At 71.9% G+C, this 16,223-nt stretch carries 11 protein-coding genes; 4 read left to right on the top strand and 7 right to left on the bottom strand.

Features of this window, described 5'->3' with window-relative positions; genetic code table 11:
- Nucleotides 1-43: 43 nt before the first annotated feature.
- The 4 genes from O3I_RS34845 to O3I_RS34830 all read right to left on the bottom strand — a co-directional run bounded on the left by O3I_RS34845 (nt 44) and on the right by O3I_RS34830 (nt 3,771).
- Nucleotides 44-1,783 (bottom strand): NTP transferase domain-containing protein, encoded by a 1,740-nt coding sequence (locus tag O3I_RS34845; RefSeq protein ID WP_014987738.1) that lies wholly within the window; start codon nt 1,781-1,783, stop codon nt 44-46.
- Between the two features lie 112 nt (nt 1,784-1,895).
- A complete protein-coding gene (locus O3I_RS34840; protein ID WP_014987737.1) occupies nt 1,896-2,645 on the bottom strand; it encodes a VOC family protein in 750 nt (249 codons plus the stop codon).
- A 48-nt stretch (nt 2,646-2,693) separates the two neighbouring features.
- On the bottom strand, nt 2,694-2,990 hold the full coding sequence (locus O3I_RS34835; protein WP_014987736.1) for an MGMT family protein: 297 nt from the start codon (nt 2,988-2,990) through the stop codon (nt 2,694-2,696).
- Between the two features lie 4 nt (nt 2,991-2,994).
- On the bottom strand, nt 2,995-3,771 hold the full coding sequence (locus O3I_RS34830) for an alpha/beta fold hydrolase (RefSeq protein WP_041563062.1): 777 nt from the start codon (nt 3,769-3,771) through the stop codon (nt 2,995-2,997).
- Between the two features lie 96 nt (nt 3,772-3,867).
- Here O3I_RS34830 and O3I_RS34825 point away from each other — a divergent pair, with 96 nt between their 5' ends.
- Together O3I_RS34825 and O3I_RS34820 are read left to right on the top strand one after the other, a co-directional pair.
- On the top strand, nt 3,868-7,899 hold the full coding sequence (locus O3I_RS34825) for a PD-(D/E)XK nuclease family protein (protein WP_041564744.1): 4,032 nt from the start codon (nt 3,868-3,870) through the stop codon (nt 7,897-7,899).
- 76 nt (nt 7,900-7,975) lie between these two features.
- Nucleotides 7,976-12,001 (top strand): ATP-dependent helicase, encoded by a 4,026-nt coding sequence (locus O3I_RS34820; protein WP_014987733.1) that lies wholly within the window; start codon nt 7,976-7,978, stop codon nt 11,999-12,001.
- On the opposite strand, the gene O3I_RS34815 is transcribed toward O3I_RS34820, so the two are convergent.
- Nucleotides 11,958-12,371: a DoxX family protein gene (locus O3I_RS34815; RefSeq protein WP_014987732.1), complete on the bottom strand. Its 414-nt coding sequence runs from the start codon at nt 12,369-12,371 to the stop codon at nt 11,958-11,960. The two genes, O3I_RS34820 and O3I_RS34815, sit on opposite strands and share 44 nt — an antisense overlap.
- Nucleotides 12,372-12,509: 138 nt before the next feature.
- Here O3I_RS34815 and O3I_RS34810 point away from each other — a divergent pair, with 138 nt between their 5' ends.
- Both O3I_RS34810 and nudC read left to right on the top strand, forming a co-directional pair.
- Nucleotides 12,510-13,565 (top strand): potassium channel family protein, encoded by a 1,056-nt coding sequence (locus O3I_RS34810; RefSeq protein WP_014987731.1) that lies wholly within the window; start codon nt 12,510-12,512, stop codon nt 13,563-13,565.
- A 34-nt stretch (nt 13,566-13,599) separates the two neighbouring features.
- Complete coding sequence (gene nudC / locus O3I_RS34805) at nt 13,600-14,517, top strand: NAD(+) diphosphatase (RefSeq protein ID WP_014987730.1); 918 nt, start codon at nt 13,600-13,602, stop codon at nt 14,515-14,517.
- Between the two features lie 57 nt (nt 14,518-14,574).
- Here nudC and O3I_RS34800 read toward each other — a convergent pair whose 3' ends face one another.
- Both O3I_RS34800 and O3I_RS34795 read right to left on the bottom strand, forming a co-directional pair.
- Complete coding sequence (locus tag O3I_RS34800; protein WP_029897242.1) at nt 14,575-14,805, bottom strand: mycoredoxin; 231 nt, start codon at nt 14,803-14,805, stop codon at nt 14,575-14,577.
- 139 nt (nt 14,806-14,944) lie between these two features.
- Nucleotides 14,945-16,204 carry a low temperature requirement protein A gene (locus tag O3I_RS34795; RefSeq protein WP_014987728.1) on the bottom strand — a complete coding sequence of 420 codons (1,260 nt, stop codon included), beginning with the start codon at nt 16,202-16,204 and terminating at the stop codon, nt 14,945-14,947.
- Nucleotides 16,205-16,223 lie beyond the last annotated feature (19 nt).

Below are 16,223 nucleotides of genomic sequence, written 5' to 3'. Positions count from 1 at the left end.
CGGGAATACCGGGACCCGCCGTCGACGCGGTGATTCGGCCGCGTCACCTGGGTAGCGGCAGGAACTCGACCGTCGCGCCGTCTGCGGCCTCGGCCGGGACGACGACCAGGCCGTCGCGGTCGACCAGGCCGCCGAGGTGGGCGGTGCGGATGTGCGGATCGCCCAGCCAGCCGCCCGCGTCGGCGTAGCGCGCGGGCACGATGCGGGGGACCGGTCCGGAGATCTCGCCCGCGTTGTGCAGCGGACCGAACTGGGTGCGCCCAGGGGTGCTGCCGGTGCGGCCGTCGACCACCGCGGGTGCCAGCGCCAGCAGCGTGGCGACCGCCGCGTACGGATTCCCCGGCAGGCCGAGAACCGTGGTGCCGCTGGGGAGTTCGGCGACCAGGGTGGAACCGCCCGGACGCAGGCGCAGGCGGTGCACCAGTATCCTGGCCTGCGCGCGGGCCACCGCTGTGCGCAGTTGATCGGCCGCACCGCCGCCGGTCGCCCCGACGATCACCAGCAGATCGCATTCCGCTGCCGCGGCGAGCACTTCGTCGAAGCCGTTCGGGGTGTCGCGCAGGTGCACCCGATCGACGGCGTGAATCCCGTACCAGGACAACAGCTCCGGCAGGATCGGCCCGATCGAGTCCCGGGTCTGGCCCGCGTGCAGCGGGCCCTTGTTGCGGATCTCGTCGCCGGTCATGACGATGCGGGCGCGCACCGGGCCGCGCACCGGCGCGGCGGTCACCTCCACGCTCGCGGCCGCCGAGATCAACGCCGAGGTGACCGGAGTGCCCTGCGGCGCAACAAGATCCCCGGGTTCGCGATCCTCGCCGCGGCGGCGGATATCGTCGCGGAGCGGGGTGTCCGGTAGTCGGTGCAGCTGGTCCCCGTCGATCTCGATGAATTCGTCGCGTACCACGCCGGTGGTGCCGTCCGGCACGTGCGCGCCGGTGGCGATGCGCACCGCCTCGCCCGGCAGCAAGCCGACCGGGCGCTGGCCGCCGGCGAAGCCGATATCGCGGCGCAACCGCCACGGGCCCGCACCCGCCACCGCGTAGCCGTCCATTGCCGAGACGTCGAAACGGGGCAGTGGACCGGCCGCGGTCAACGGCGCGGCGAGCGCGGCCCCGCGCACCGCGCGTAGATCGGCTACGTAGCTGGTCAGCCGGGTGAGCCCGGTGCGCAACTCGGTGCGCGCCGCGGCCAGCGCGAGTGCTGCCGCGGGTGGCTGGGCCACCGACTCGCGGGCCAGCCGCACCTGCTCGTCGGTGTCGCAGTCGGCGACGCCGGGGAGCGGGATGATCGCTGAGTCGGCGGGGATCAACGCTTTCATCGGTTGGTTGATCAGCGAATCCAGCCGATCGAGCGCGGCGGTGAGCGCGGTGCGCCGCCACACTCCGATCAGATACTGCGGCCGCCCCGAGTCGTCCGCCGCGAAGACCGCGTCGGCCCCGGATTCTCCGGCGTGCCTGAGCAATTCGGTGATCGACCAGGCGGTCAGGAACGGCAGATCCGCGGCGAGCACGACGACGAACGGCGCGGCCGAACCGAGCGCGCGCAGCCCCGCGCCGATCGCCGACACCGGCCCCGACCCGGGTGGCACCTCACGCACCTGCCGAATCGACTCCGGCAGCTCGGGCCGGTGCGGACCCACCACCACCGTGTGCGCGCAGCCGGTGACGGCCACCAAGGCGGCGTCGAGCATGGAGCGGCCGCCGATGACGATCGCGGGTTTGTCGACACCGCCCATCCGGCTCGCCCGCCCACCGGCGAGCACGATCGCGTCGGCGGCGGTCACCCAGCACGACCTCGAGCAAGGTACAACATGGCGGTCATGCTAATTCGTCGCCGCGACGAACCCGGGAGGCGGCGGCCGACCGGCTAGGCGGCCGGACCTCGAGACAGGGGGCCTAGGCGGTCGAGCGGTCGCGGGCCGGGCGCAGCAGACAGAACTCGTTGGTCTCCGGGTCGGCGAGGGTCAGGCTCGGCACCGAGCCGAGGCTCGCGCCGGTGTGCGCGATGGGTGTCGCGCCCGCGGCGCGCAGCCGGGCGAGTTCGACCGCCTGGTCGTCGTAGGAAGCCAGATCCAGGTGCAGCAGATTGCGACCGGACTTCTCCTCCGGCGAGCGGACGAACTCGAGCCAGGAGCCGAGCCCGGTCGGCGAACGCAGGCCCGCGATCTGCGCGCCGCCGTGCGCGACCGGCCAGCCGGACGCGGCGGACCAGAATTCGGCCAGCCGCACGGGATCCCGGGTGTCCACCACGATGGCGGCCACCGCGCCGGTGTCCACGTACTCCTCCCGCGGTTCCAGCACGCAGAACTCGTTGCCCTCCGGATCGGCGAGCACCACCCAGGGCACCGCGCCCTGGCCGATGTCGATCCGGCGCGCGCCCAGCGACAACGCCCGATCGACCTGCAGCCGTTGATGATCGATCGAGCGGCTGGCGAGATCGAGGTGAATGCGGTTCTTGGCGTTCTTCGTTCGGGTCGCGGGCGCGAAGGTGAGCGCGAGTTCGGCACCGTCGGGGTCGGGCGCCGCGACGTCCACTCCCTCCGGACGCTCGATGGTCACGCCCCACCCCAGCAGCTCGGCCCAGAAGTCCGCGACGAACCGCGGCCGGTCTGCATCGAACACGACACACGCCAGGCGGGTGGACATGAAACAACGGTAACCGCCGCGCCGCCCGCTCCGGGGGTATTTCCGGGACTAGGGGAACGGAAAACGCGCCGCCCGCAGGTCGACTCGGCCGTCCCGCACCGGCGTGCCCTCCGCCGCGAGCAGGCGCAGCTGGCGCTCGGCCAGATGCGCGGCGGGCCTGCCGCTCGCGCCGAGCACCCGGTGCCAGGGCAGGTCGGCCGCGTCGGTGCGCATGATCCAGCCGACCGTGCGCGGCGTGGACAACCCTGCGGCCGCGGCGATATCGCCGTAGGTGGCGACGCGGCCGGGCGGGATCGACGCGACCAGCGCGCGCACCCGCTCGACCTCGGCGTCCGTGGTGGCCACCGGCTCAGAGCACCGAGCGGATCAGTGCGGCTGTCTGGGCCGGAAGTTCTTGCGGCACCATGTGATCGCACTCCCACTCGTGCACGGTGAGCCGGTCGCCCAGGTGGGCGGTGAGCGCGGCGCGGAACTCCGGGGTGACGAACGGCGGCTGCACCTTCGTCGCCTGCACCAGCACGGTCGGCAGCTCGCGAGGAGGCAGCACATAGGGCCGGGCCAGCTGACCCCAATACGAGGCGACCGCGGGCACGCTCATCCGCCAGCCGAACCGGCCGTGCGCCGTGGGCACCAGGTGCTCGGTGAGTTCGGCCGCCAGGATGTGCGGCGCCACGTCGGCCCACGAGGACGCCAGCTTGTCCTCGCGGGCGCGCGCCACGGACTCGTAGTCGGGCTCGGCCACGAGCGATTCGGCGATATCGCCGACGAATTCGGGTGCGAGGCCGATCGCCGGATCCAGCAGCACCAGCTGCCGGACCAGTTCCGGGTGACGTTGCGCCAGATACACCGCCGACGCCCCGCCGAAAGAGTGCCCGACCACGGTCACCGGCTGCCCGCCAGCGGCGGTCAGCAATTCGGCCAGATCATCGGCGACGGCTTCGAAGGTCCACGGCGGGCGCGTGCTCGACCGGCCGTGTCCACGCAGGTCGGGTGCGATGATCCGGACCTCGGGGAGGTGATTGGCGGCCAGGTCCGCCCAGCGTTTGCCGTGGCCGGTCACGCCGTGCAGGGCCAAGACGACCGGTCCGGTAGCCGGGCCGAATCGGTAGGTATGAAGAGCTGACACTGGTCCATTCTGACCTGCGGGCGCAAGGCCCGCTGGGCGAGTCGTGCGGAGGGGGCCGTCGGCGTGTCGGTCGTGTCTGTTGCAATAGCCCGCGTGGTGCGATCGGATAGCGCGGTGCGACTTGTGCGCCGGAACGTGGCGGCACCCCGGCCTCGGGTCTGGGGCGCCGACGTTCGCGTGCTGCTGGATGCCGCCGCCGCGGCCGGGCCGACGCGCCCCGGGTGGCGACCCTGGCAGGTGCTCGGCGGACCGGGCACGGGCAAGACCGCCCTGCTCGTCGACCTGGCGGCCGGGCGCATCGCCGCGGGCGCCGACCCCGAATCCGTGCTGGTGCTCACCCATTCGAAGCAGGCGGCGAGCACCGTGCGCGACGCGATCACGGCGCGGTTGGCCGGCCCGGACGCCGAGGGCGGGGTACCGGGCGCGACCAGGGAGCCGCTGGCGCGCACCCTGCACTCCTACGCCTTCTCCGTCCTGCGCAGACACGCCACCACGCACGGCAATCCGCCGCCGCGTTTGCTGACCGGTGCCGAGCAGGATGCGGTGCTGCGCGAAATGCTGCGCGGTGACCTGACCGACATCGCGGCGGGCGCGGACGGACTGTGGCCCGAGCGATTGCAACCCGCGCTCGCGCTCGGCGGATTCGCCGAACAGTTGCGCGATCTCATGTTGCGCGCCACCGAACGCGGGCTCGGGCCGGAAGACCTGGTGCGGCTGGGTCGCGAGCACGGTAAATCGGAGTGGGTGGCGGCGGGCAACTTCGCGGTGCGCTACGAGCAGACCATGCTGTTGCGCTGGTCGGTGGGCGTCGAGGCGCCGGAGGCCACGGCGCCCGCGCTGGACGCGGCCGAATTGATCGGCGCCGCACTGGATGCGCTGGCCGGTGACGCCGAACTGCTCGCCGCCGAACGGGCCCGCATCCGGTATCTGCTCGTGGACGATGCCCAGCATCTGGATCCGCAGGCCGCGATGCTGGTCAAGGCGCTCGGGCGCAGCGCACACACCACCGTCGTCGCGGGCGACCCGGATCAGGGCATCTTCGCCTTCCGCGGCGCCGACGCGCGCTTCGTCGCCGATCTGGACGCCCCGGACGGGCAGCGGATCGTGTTGCGGGACAACCATCGCTGCGGCGGACCCGTGCAACTGGCGGTGGCCCGGATCGCGGCGCGGTTGCCGGGCAGTGCGCCGCAACGCTTTTCGCTACCGGACCGGGACCATCGCCCGGCCGGCGACGGCACCGAGGTCCGGGTGCGGGTGCTCGGCACGCCTGCCAAAGAGGCGGCGCTGATCGCGGACCATTTGCGGCGCGCGCATCTGACCGGCGCGGTGCCGTGGTCACGGATGGCGGTGATCGTCCGATCGGTGCCGCTGTCGCTGGCCCCCCTGCGCCGTGCGCTGCTCGCCGCCGGGGTGCCGGTGCAGCAGCCCGCGCTGGACACGCCGCTGGCCCGGCGGCGCGGCGCGGCCTGGATGCTGCTCTCCTTGCGCGCGGTGCTCGCGAGCGAACAGAAGTCGGCCTTCGGCCCGGACGACGCCCTCGACCTGCTCGCCGGCCCGCTCGGCGGCGCCGACCAGATCACGCTGCGGCGCCTGCGGCGTGGTGTGCGCCGCAGCGTGCTGGAAGCCGAACGCCACCGATCCCGCTCCGGCCGAGCGAGCGACGAGCCCACGCCGAGCACAGAATTCGAGCAGGTCGAGCCCGCAGCCGAGACTTTCGAGTCGAGCGCCGCCCACCCCGAACCCAGCCCGCACACGCTCGAACGAGCCGCGGACGACGCCGACTGGTACGGCGTGGACGCCGAATGGATCCCGGACGACGTCGAATGGCGCGGCCCCGAAGCCGAGCCGGAGCCCGCCGATACACCCCCGTCCGACCCAACCGTCGATTCGCCCCTCCCCGGCACCGATTCCACCGCCCCGGCCTCCACCGCAGCAACGCCCACGGACGCTGCGGCCACTGGCTCGACGGGTGCCGTCCTCGACGAGGCCGCGTCCGGTGACGTGCTCGCCGGGCCGGAGACTGCAACCGATGGTGTGTTCGCCGCGACGGCGGCCGTGCCTGGCGGGACGGACGCCGCGTCCGGTGACGTGCTCGCCGGGCCGGAAGCCGCGCCCGATGACGTGGCCGCCGGGACGGTGGCCACGCCGGGCGACATGCTCGCCGGGCCCGAAGTCGAGTCTGGCGGCGTGCCTGCCGGGACGGAGGCTGCGCTTCGTGACGTGCCTGCTGGCACAGCGACCGCACCCGGTTATACGTCCGCTGCGACGGGAGTTGCGTCCGGTGTGCTGCGGCACGGGGTTGATCAGTCTTCCGCGGAGGTGTTGCGGGATCTGTTGATCGGGGTGGGGGATCCGGAGCTCCTGGAGCGGTTGACCGAGGTGGAGGCGGCGCCGCTGCGGCGGGTGCTGGACGCGCTGGAGCGGGCGCGGAAGGCGCGTCGTCGCGGTGCGGGGCTCGAGGATGTGCTGTGGGCGCTGTGGACGGGGTCGCGGCTGGAACGACGGTGGGTCGCCCAGTCCGAACGCGGTGGCGCGGTCGGCATGCAGGCCGATCGGGATCTCGACGCCGCCGTCGGCCTGTTCGACGCGGCCGCGAGCTATGTCGACCGGCTGCCGCGCGCCAGCATCGAAGGTTTCGTGGATTACCTGTCGCAGCAAGAGATTCCGAACGATTCCGGCCCGCGTACCGCGCCGAAGGAGGCGGTCGCGCTGATCAGCGCACACGCGGCCGCGGGGCGGGAGTGGGACGTCGTCGCGGTCGCCGCTGTGCAGGAAGGGATCTGGCCGAACCCGCGCCCGCGCGGCACGCTGCTCGACACCGAGGACCTGGTCGACGTAACGGCCGGCGTGATCGACGCGGGCGAACAGGTCAGCCGGGCCGCGCCGATTCTCGCCGAGGAACGCAGGCTGCTGCTGGTCGCGTGCAGCCGGGCCCGGCGCTCGCTGCTGGTCACCGCCGTGGAATCGGTGTCGGGCGAACGCGATCTGGTGCCCTCCCGGTTTCTGTCCGAGTTGCTCGGGTACGACGAGGACGGCGAGCCCGGCGCCTTGCCGGTCGCCGACCCCGGACGCGCCCTGGTGATGCACTCCCTGGTGGCCGAATTGCGCGGCGCGGTCTGCGATCCCGAGTCGGATCCCGAGCGCAGGCAGCGCGCGGCGCATCAGCTCGCCCGCCTGGCCGAGGCCGGAGTTCCGGGTACGCACCCCGACGACTGGTACGGCACAGCCGAATTGAGTTCGTCGCGTTCGCTGTGGTCCGAGGACGAGACCGCGGTGGGGCTGTCGCCGTCCACGGTGGAGTTGTTGCGTACCTGCCCGTTGCGCTGGGCGCTGGAACGGCACGGCGGCACCGACGGCGACAATCCGCACGCGGTCAAGGGCAACCTGGTGCACACACTGGTGCAGGCGCTGGCGGGCAAGGTGCCCGAGGCGCAGGTGCGCGCCGCGCTCGACAAGGCCTGGCAGCAGGTCGATCCCGGCTCCGGTTGGCATTCGCGGCAGGAGCTGCGCCGGACCGAGGCCATGCTGGCGACGTTCATGGCGTGGGTGCGCAATACGCGCGGCGAGCTCACCCAGGCCGGTGTCGAGGTGCCGGTCGACTGTGAGCTGCCCGCGCGCACCGAAGACGAACTGCCCGTGCGGATTCGCGGGCGGGTCGACCGCTTGGAGCGGGATGCGCAGGGCCGCTTCGTGATCGTGGACGTGAAGACCGGGAAGACGCCCGTCACCAAGCAGGCGGCGGTCGATCACGCGCAGCTGGCGACCTATCAGGTGGCGGCGGCGATGGGCGCGCTGGACGCCGCCGTCGACGAATCCGATGCCGAAGCAGGGGAGTCGGACGACTCGGCGGCGACCGACTCCGGTGACACGACGGGCGCACTCGGTGCGCCGGGCGGCGCGCGACTGGTGTACGTCGCCAAGCCGAGCAGCAAAGAGGGCGCGACCCAGCGCATGCAGCCGCCGCTCGATCCCGAAGCACTCGACCAGTGGCGCAACACCATTCACGACGCGGCCGCGGCCACGCAGGGTCCCAGCTATCTGGCCATGCGCAATGACGGCTGCCGTCATTGCGCGGTAGCGGGCAGCTGCCCGGTGCAGGACACCGGCAGGCAGGTGACCGACGAGTGAGCCTGCCGAACAGCCGCACCTGCCGCGCCGACGGGTGTGCCCCGCATCGAAAGGGGCGCGGCCGCGGGGTGTTCCCGTGACCCGCGTGACGCCGCATCAGCTGGCCGACGCGCTGGGGCTCCCGCCGCCGACCGACGAGCAGGCGGCGGTGATCGCGGCGCCGCCGGGACCGACGCTGGTGGTCGCCGGCGCCGGAGCGGGCAAGACCGAGACGATGGCGGCGCGCGTGGTGTGGATGGTCGCCAACCGCCTGGTCCTGCCGGACGAGGTGCTGGGGCTCACCTTCACTCGAAAAGCCGCGCAGCAGTTGACCGCTCGCATCCGGACCCGACTGGCCCGGTTGGCCGGCGCGCCGCTGCTGCGCGAGCTGGACCCGTCGGGGCAGTTGCGCGCCCAATTGTCCGGCGCCGAGCCGGAGATCAGCACCTATCACTCGTACGCGGGCAGGCTGCTCACCGAACACGGCCTGCTGCTGCCGGTGGAGCCGTCCGCGACGCTGCTCACCCAGACCCAGCTGTGGCAGCTCGCGCACCAGGTGGTGCGCTCCTGGGACGGCGACCTGGACACCGACCGCACCCCGGTCTCGGTCACCGAGGCGATCCTGGCCCTGTCCGGCCAGCTCGCCGAGCACCTGATCGAACCCGAGCAACTCGCGGAGGCGCACACCGAGCTGGAGAAGCTGGTGCACACCCTGCCGCCCGGTCCGCGCCAGCGCGGCGGGCCCAGCCAGACCCTGTTGAACATCCTGCAAGTCCAACGGGAGCGGGTCGCGCTGCTGCCCCTGGTCCAGCAACTCGCCGAAGCCCTGAACCGCCGTGGCGCACTGGATTTCGGCGCCCAGATGTCCCTCGCCGCCCGCCTCGCCGCCGAGCACCCCGAGGTCGCCGCCGCCGAACGCACCCGCTTCCGCCTCGTCCTGCTCGACGAATACCAAGACACCGGCCACGCCCAACGCGTACTGCTCGCAGCCCTGTTCGGTGGCGCGCCGGAGGAGACCGCAGGGGGCCCGCACACCCAAGGGGCGACCCGCGCGGCCCCGCCGAGCGAAAGACATGGAGGTCCGGCGACCGCGGCCGAAGATCGCGGTCGCGCCGAGAACGCTGATACGTCAGGGCCGGGGGGCGCGCAGCCCACTGGAACCCGCGCGGCGATATCGAGCGAGGGGTCGGGACGTCCGGCGAGTACCGGCGCGACAGCGGCCGGGCAGAGTGGTCGCGCCGAGGACGCCGACAGGCCGGAGCCGGGGGACATGCAGCCCGCTGGAGCCCGCGCGGCCACGACGCGCGAAGAGGCTGGGCGTCCGGCGAGCACAGGTGCGGCGGCGGCCGGGCGTCGTGGTCGTGCACAGAACGCCGACGCGGCGCAACAGGCGCCGGGCCGACGGCAGCGGTTGGCGGTGACCGCGGTCGGTGATCCGATGCAGTCGATCTACGGCTGGCGCGGTGCCTCGGCGGCGAACCTGCCGCGGTTCGCGACCGACTTCCCCAGTGCGGCAGGCGTTCCCGCGCCGATTCTGCCGCTGCTGACCAGCTGGCGGAACCCGCCGGAGGCATTGGCGCTGGCGAATCTGGTGGCGGATCCGTTGCGGCGCAAGGCGCTCGAGGGTGGCGGTGTCACGGTGGACGCACTGCGCGCGAAACCCGATGCGGGCGCGGGCGTCGTCGCGCTGGCACTCACCGACACCGTTGCCGAGGAACGCGATTGGCTCGCCGTCCGGATCGCCGAGGAGTGGGCGGCTCGCCGCGCCGCCGGGGAACCCCCGCCCACCTCCGCGGTGCTGGTGCGCCGCAACGCCGATGCCTCGCCGCTCGCCGAAGCGTTACGCGCGCAAGGCTTGCCGGTCGAGATCGTCGGGCTCGGCGGTCTGCTCGCGACCCCCGAGGTGGCCGATATCGTCGCCACCCTTCGGCTGATCGCCGAACCGGGTGCGGGCAGCGCGGCCATGCGGGTGCTGACCGGCGCGCGCTGGCGCATCGGGGTCGCCGATATCGCCGCGCTCGCGCGGCGCGCGCGTGCGCTCTCGATCAGCAGATTCACCAGTGGCGAGGCCCAGGAGATCACCGATGCCCCCGCCCTGGCCGCCGCGCTGCGCGAGGTGGCGCCGGAACCGGCCGAGCAGGCCGGTCTCGCCGACGCGATCGCCGATCCCGGTCCGCGCGAGCAGTATTCGGAGTCCGGCTGCGCCCGGATCGAAGCGTTGAGCCACGAACTCGCGGCGTTGCGCGAACGCAGCGGCCAGTCGCTGACCGAGCTGGTCGCCGACGTGGAGCGCACCATCGGGGTCGGCGTGGAGACGCAGGCGCGCCGGGCGATGGCCGGGACCGGTGCCGGCCGCGAGCATCTGGACGCCTTCGCCGAGGTGGTGGCCGGATATGCCGCCGATTCCGGTGCCTCGCTCGGCGGGCTGCTGTCTTTCCTGGCCGCCGCCGAATCGGTCGAGAACGGTTTGGAGCCGGGCGAAGTCGAGGTCGCCAAGGACCGGGTGCAGGTGCTGACCGTGCACGCGGCCAAGGGGCTGGAGTGGGAGATCGTCGCCGTGCCGCACGTGGTGCGCGGGGTGTTCCCGTCCGGTACCGCCTCCGGCACCTGGCTCGGCGCGCTCGCCGAACTCCCGACCACGCTGCGCGGCGATCGCAGGCAGGACGACGCGGGCGAAGGGGTGCCGGTGCTCGACCTGGCCGATCTCTACGACCGGGCCGACCTGGAGCATGCGATCAAGGCGCACAAGGAGGCGCTGGAACGCCGCCGCATCGATGAAGAGCGCAGGCTCTTCTATGTCGCGCTCACCAGAACCGAACGCGTGCTGCTGGTTTCGTCGCATCACTGGGCCGAGACCGGTAGTTCGCCGAAGGGCCCGTCGGACTTCCTGCTCGAGCTGAAGCACGCGAGCGAAGCCGCCGACAGCCCCGCCAATGGTGTCGTCGACGTCGTGCGCTGGGACGAACCGCCGGAGCACGACGCGGTGAATCCGTTCACCGACAACCCGGCCACCGCCGAGTGGCCGCGCGATCCGCTCGGCAACCGCCGCGACCCGATCGAACAGGGCGCCGCGCTCGTCCGGGCCGCGCTCGAGGAACTGCGGCTGCGGCCGCCCGCGCCACGAGAAGCGCCGTCGCACAAGGAATCCGAGCAGCCGCACGCCGGTGCGCAGTCGGCCCCGGACCTGCCCGGCACGCTTTTCGACGATGCCGCACCGGAATACCTCGAACCACCGGATTTCGACGACCCGCCGCCACCCGATCCGCTCGACGGGTTCGATGGTGCGCCGCCGGTCTCCGACATTCCGCCCGATCCGTACGACGAGCCGCTCTCCGCGGCCGATATCGCCTTCGCCGCAGCCGAATTCGATCCGGAGCGGCCGGCGGATCCGGCGGACCCCGACGGCTGGGCCGCCGACGTCGACGCCCTGCTCGCCGAATTCGAGGCCGAGCAGGGCGCGGCGGAGGAGGTCGAGCTGCCCGGTCAGATCGCGGCGACCGCGCTGGTCGAGCTGCGCGCCGATCCGCGCAAACTCGCCGCGCGGCTACGACGTCCGCTGCCGTTCCCGCCGAGCCCGCTGGCCCGCCGCGGTACCGCGTTCCACGCCTGGGTGCAGCGCTGGTTCGGTGCGGACCGGCTGCTGGGCTTGGACGAGCTGCCCGGCGCGTCCGACGGCGGTCCCGCCGACGACGTGGACAAGGAACTGACCGCGATGCAGGACGCGTTCCTGAACTCCTCGTGGGCCAACCGCAGTCCGCTGGAGGTGGAGATCGCGTTCGAAACGTCCATCGCGGGCACCGTGATTCGCGGCCGGATGGACGCGGTGTTCGCCGAACCGGGCGGCGGCTGGATCGTGGTGGACTGGAAGACCGGCGCCGAACCCACGCCCGCCGAGGAGCCCGCCGTGGCGATGCAGCTCGCGGTGTATCGCCTGGCCTGGGCCAGGTTGATGGCGGCGCGGGAGGGCAGGCCGGAGCAGGAGATGCTGGGCCGGATCGGCGCCGCGTTCCATTACGTGCGTACCGGGCGCACCATCGCGCCCGCCACGCTCGCGGGCCCGGCCGAGCTGGCCGAGCTGATCAGGACTGCCGCGCCGACCGGCTCACCTTCAGCGCCTGCGTGATCAGCGGGATCTGCAGCGGCAGCCGCAGCACCGAGCCGATCTTGACCACCTGCGGCAGCTTCTTGTTGCCCAGCATGTCGATCGTCATCTGCACGTTCGCCGGGAAGACCGCGATGAACAGCAGCGCGGCCAGTCGCCCGCCGAGACCGCGGGTGCGCGGGATCGCCAGCGCCGCCGCGACGCCGAGCTCGGCGGCACCGGAGGCGTAGGTGTAGTTGCGCGGTGCGCCCGGCAGGTACTTCGGGACGATCGCGTCGAACGGTTTGGGCAGCACGAAATGCAGCACGCCCATGGGGAACAGCAGGGCGGCGAGGCCCAGCGCGGGGCGGCGGCCGTTGGTGCGGATGGGCGGATGAGCGTTTTCTGCCATGAGGCACCCTTGCATTCACCGGTGTTCGCGTCGAGTCCGGGTCAGGCCGGGCGCAGCGGGTAGGCTCCCGTGCTGTGCCGGAGGGACAAACGATGCCGGGGACGACCGACCCGATGAGTACCAGGGCGGGAGCGTCCATTGTTCGGTGATCGTGCGCGCACCCTCGGGCTGTCGAATCGCCCGCATTTCGCGCTGGTAGGCGTGCTGCGCATCCCGGAAGTGCAGACCAGTCCGTGGATTTCACTGACCAGGCGGGTGCTGTTCGCCATCTTCCTGCTGTTCGCCGCCGCGCTGGTGGTGTACATCGGCCGCGACGGCTACCGCGACAATTCGGGCGACCCGCTGTCGTTCCTGGACGCGTTCTATTACGCGACGGTATCGCTGTCCACCACCGGTTACGGCGATATCGCGCCGGTGACGCCGGACGCGCGCCTGGCCAACATCATCATCATCACCCCGCTGCGCGTGCTGTTCCTGATCGTGCTCGTCGGTACCACCCTCGGCGTGCTGACGGAACGGTCCCGGCAGGCGTTCAAGATTCAGCGATGGAGGCACAGCGTGCGCAATCACACCGTGGTCGTCGGCTACGGCACCAAGGGACGGACCGCGATCGACGCCATGCTCGGCGACGGTGTGCAGCCCGCCGATATCGTCGTGGTCGACACCGACATGGTCGCGCTGGAGCAGGCCGCGAACGCGGGCCTGGTGACCGTGCACGGTTCGGCGACCCAATCCGACGTGCAGCGGCTGGCCGGCGTGCACAACGCCGCGTCGGTGGTGGTCGCGACCAATCGCGACGACACCGCGGTGCTGGTCACCCTGACCGCCCGGGAACTCACCAAGAGCGCCAAGATCGTGGTCTCGATCCGCGAGGCGGAGAACACCCACCTGGTGCGCCAGTCGGGCGCCGACTCGGTGGTGGTGTCTTCGGAGACCGCGGGCCGGCTGCTCGGCATCGCGACCACCACGCCCTCGGTGGTCGAGATGATGGAGGACCTGCTCACCCCGGAGGAGGGTTTCGCGATCGCCGAGCGCGATGTGGAACCGTCGGAAACCGGCGGCTCACCCCGGCATCTCAGCGATATCGTGCTGGGTGTGGTGCGCGGCGGAGTGCTGGTCCGGGTCGGCGAGCCGGATGTGGACTCGCTCGAGGCCGGGGACAAGCTGCTCTACATCCGCCGCACGACCAAGTAGGACCCGCCGCGGCGCGGCGCGATAGTGTCGAGGGGTGCCGGCCTTTCAGCTCAATAATGTTCCGCTGCTGTCCCGTTCCGTGCTCGATCGCGCCGAGGAGACCAGAGCCGACGCGCAGGCCCTGCTCGCGGGCTGGCAGGACGCCAAGCTGCTGCGGGTGAACCAGCGCGGCCAGGTCCGTTTCGAGGACGGCGCGCTCGTCCTGGACAAGGCGATCGAGTTGTCGCCCGAGCCGAGCCCCGACGCGGTGTTCCTCGGCATCGACAACGGCGTCCACCTGTGGGCGGTGCGGGATCGGGAACTGAGCGGATCGCTGACCGATCTGCGCGGCATGGCGAGCACCGTCGACGACCTCACCGCCGCCCTGCTCTCCACCGCCGCCGCCCTGCTGAACTGGCATGACAAGGCCGCCTTCAACAGCGCCGACGGCACCGCGACCACCTCGGCCAAGGCGGGCTGGTCGCGGATCACCGAGAGCGGTTACGAGGAGTTCCCGCGCATCGATCCCGCGGTGATCTGCCTGATCCACGACGGCGCGGACCGGGTGCTGCTCGCCCGTCAGCAGAGCTGGCCGCCCACCTTGTTCTCGCTGCTCGCCGGATTCGTCGAGGCGGGCGAATCGCTGGAGCGCTGCGTCGAGCGGGAGGTGAAGGAGGAGGTCGGCCTCGATGTGCGTGACATCCACTACCTCGGCAGCCAGCCGTGGCCGTTCCCGCGTTCGCTGATGCTGGGTTTCGCCGCGGTCGCCGATCCGGATCAGCCCCTGGTGTTCTCCGACGGCGAGATCGCCGAGGCGCACTGGTTCAGCCGCGACGAGGTGCGTGAGGCGTTGATCGTCGGCGACTGGTCCGCGCAGGGGTCCGGTGCGCGGCTGTTGCTGCCGGGGTCGATCTCGATCGCCAGGACGATCACCGAATCGTGGGCGGGGTTGGGCGACGAACCGACGGCATGAGTCCGCGGCGGACCGGCAAGGTCCGCGCGGAGGGAACGTCCGGATCGGAGCGTTCGGTCAGGCGAGTGTGGCGAGCGCCTGCTTGACGGCGGCCAGCGACGGGTTGGTCGCCGTCGAACCGTCCGCGAATTTCACGGTCGGCACCACGTGGTTGCCGCCGTTCACGCTGCCGACGAATTCGGCCGATGCCGGATCCTGCTCGATATCGATCTCGACATAGGTGATCCCGGCCTCGTCCAGCTGCGTCTTCAGCCTGCGGCAGTAGCCGCACCAGGTGGTCGAGTACATCGTCAGGTCGGGCGTCGCATCAGTCACGGATCTTTCAACGCCGGACAACCCGTTGCTGTTCCACCGGCGCGTTCTTCGGCCCGCTGGGTGCGCGGACCCGGCCGTTCACCGCCGACCTGCTGCGGGATCGGGGAACCGGCTAGAGCACCTCGTCGATCCCGAGACCGTGCCGAGGCCGCCGGCGCGGGCGATCCGGACCGGAACCCTTGCGCCACTTGCCGTCCGCGCGGGTCTGCCACAGCACCGCCCAGAGCAACAGCGCCGCGACGCCGTACACCAGCCCGAGCGCGCCGAGTTGCGGGCCGAACGCGCCGAGCACCAGCGCCAGCACCGCGCCGGGCAGCGGCCACGTGCACACCCAGCGCCACCCGGCGGCGCTGCGCGCGCCCCCGATCGCGACGATCGCGAAATACGCGGCCGCGCCGCCGCACAGCGCCCAGCCGATCCCGGTCGATACGTGACCTTCCGCGTGTTCCACGGCGAGCCCGAGGCCTGCCGTGATGGTGGCGATCGCGCCGGTGATCCAGCAGTGCATGGCCATGACGTACTGCCTGGGCATCGTGTGGTCCGGATCGTCGCCGGTCAGCAATCTCGGCACGATTCCGTACAACAGCGTCAGCGCCCAGAGACCGGCCAGGATCACGAACGCGCCGAACCCGAGAGCGAGCACCCGTGCGTGCCAGGTGACCTCGCCGACCGCCGCGATCACCGCGATGAAGCCCTCGCCGAGCACGATGATCACGTACAGCCCGAGCCGCTCGCCGAGATGCGCGGCGTCGGTGTGCACCGCCCTGATCTTCGGCGGCACCACGTCGCGGAATCGACGCGAGCGGCGGAACCGGCGATCGATGGCCTCCTGCGCGCCGGTGATCATCCCGTCGCCGCTGACCGCGAACATCAGCCACATGTCCAGCGCGAGGCCGGCGGCCCACAGCCAGTACTTCCACGGTTCGGGCACCCACAGCGAGACGACCCACGGCAGCACGCCGACGGTCAGCTGCGCGATCGGCCAGTCGACCAGGTAGGTGCCGCGACCCCAGACGCGCGCGGCGACGGTGCGCACGATGACGTACACCGCGGCGAACGTGGTCGCGTGCCGGTCCGGTATCCCGGCCACCGCGCTCGCCATCACGCCGAGGCCGAGCATCGTCGCGAGCATCAGCGGGACCCTGGTGTGGTCGCGGGCGATGTTGCCGTACAGCATCATGCACGCCCACACCGTCCAAAAGGCCAGGTAGAGCAGGACATACAGGGCGAAGTCGGACAGCGAGGGCCCGCGGTGCAGCAGATGGGTGAGCTGGCCGATGCCCGCGACCGCGACGAGGTCGAAGAACAGTTCTATCCAGGTCGCGTGCCGGTCGGTCGGTCTAGCGTCAACTGACGGCGTGTCGTGTGCCACGAGGCGACAGTATTGGTCA

It is taken from the genome of Nocardia brasiliensis ATCC 700358, assembly GCF_000250675.2.
Lineage (GTDB): Bacteria > Actinomycetota > Actinomycetes > Mycobacteriales > Mycobacteriaceae > Nocardia > Nocardia brasiliensis_B.
Note: the sequence above shows the minus strand (reverse complement) of the source record. Positions and strands in the feature narration are given on the sequence as shown.

Coding starts and splice junctions, on each gene's coding strand:
- O3I_RS34840 (WP_014987737.1), bottom strand. CDS start 2,645: ATGTCCACCCGCCTGGCGTGTGTCGTGTTCGATGCAGACCGGCCGCGG.
- O3I_RS34815 (WP_014987732.1), bottom strand. CDS start 12,371: ATGGCAGAAAACGCTCATCCGCCCATCCGCACCAACGGCCGCCGCCCC.
- O3I_RS34800 (WP_029897242.1), bottom strand. CDS start 14,805: ATGTACTCGACCACCTGGTGCGGCTACTGCCGCAGGCTGAAGACGCAG.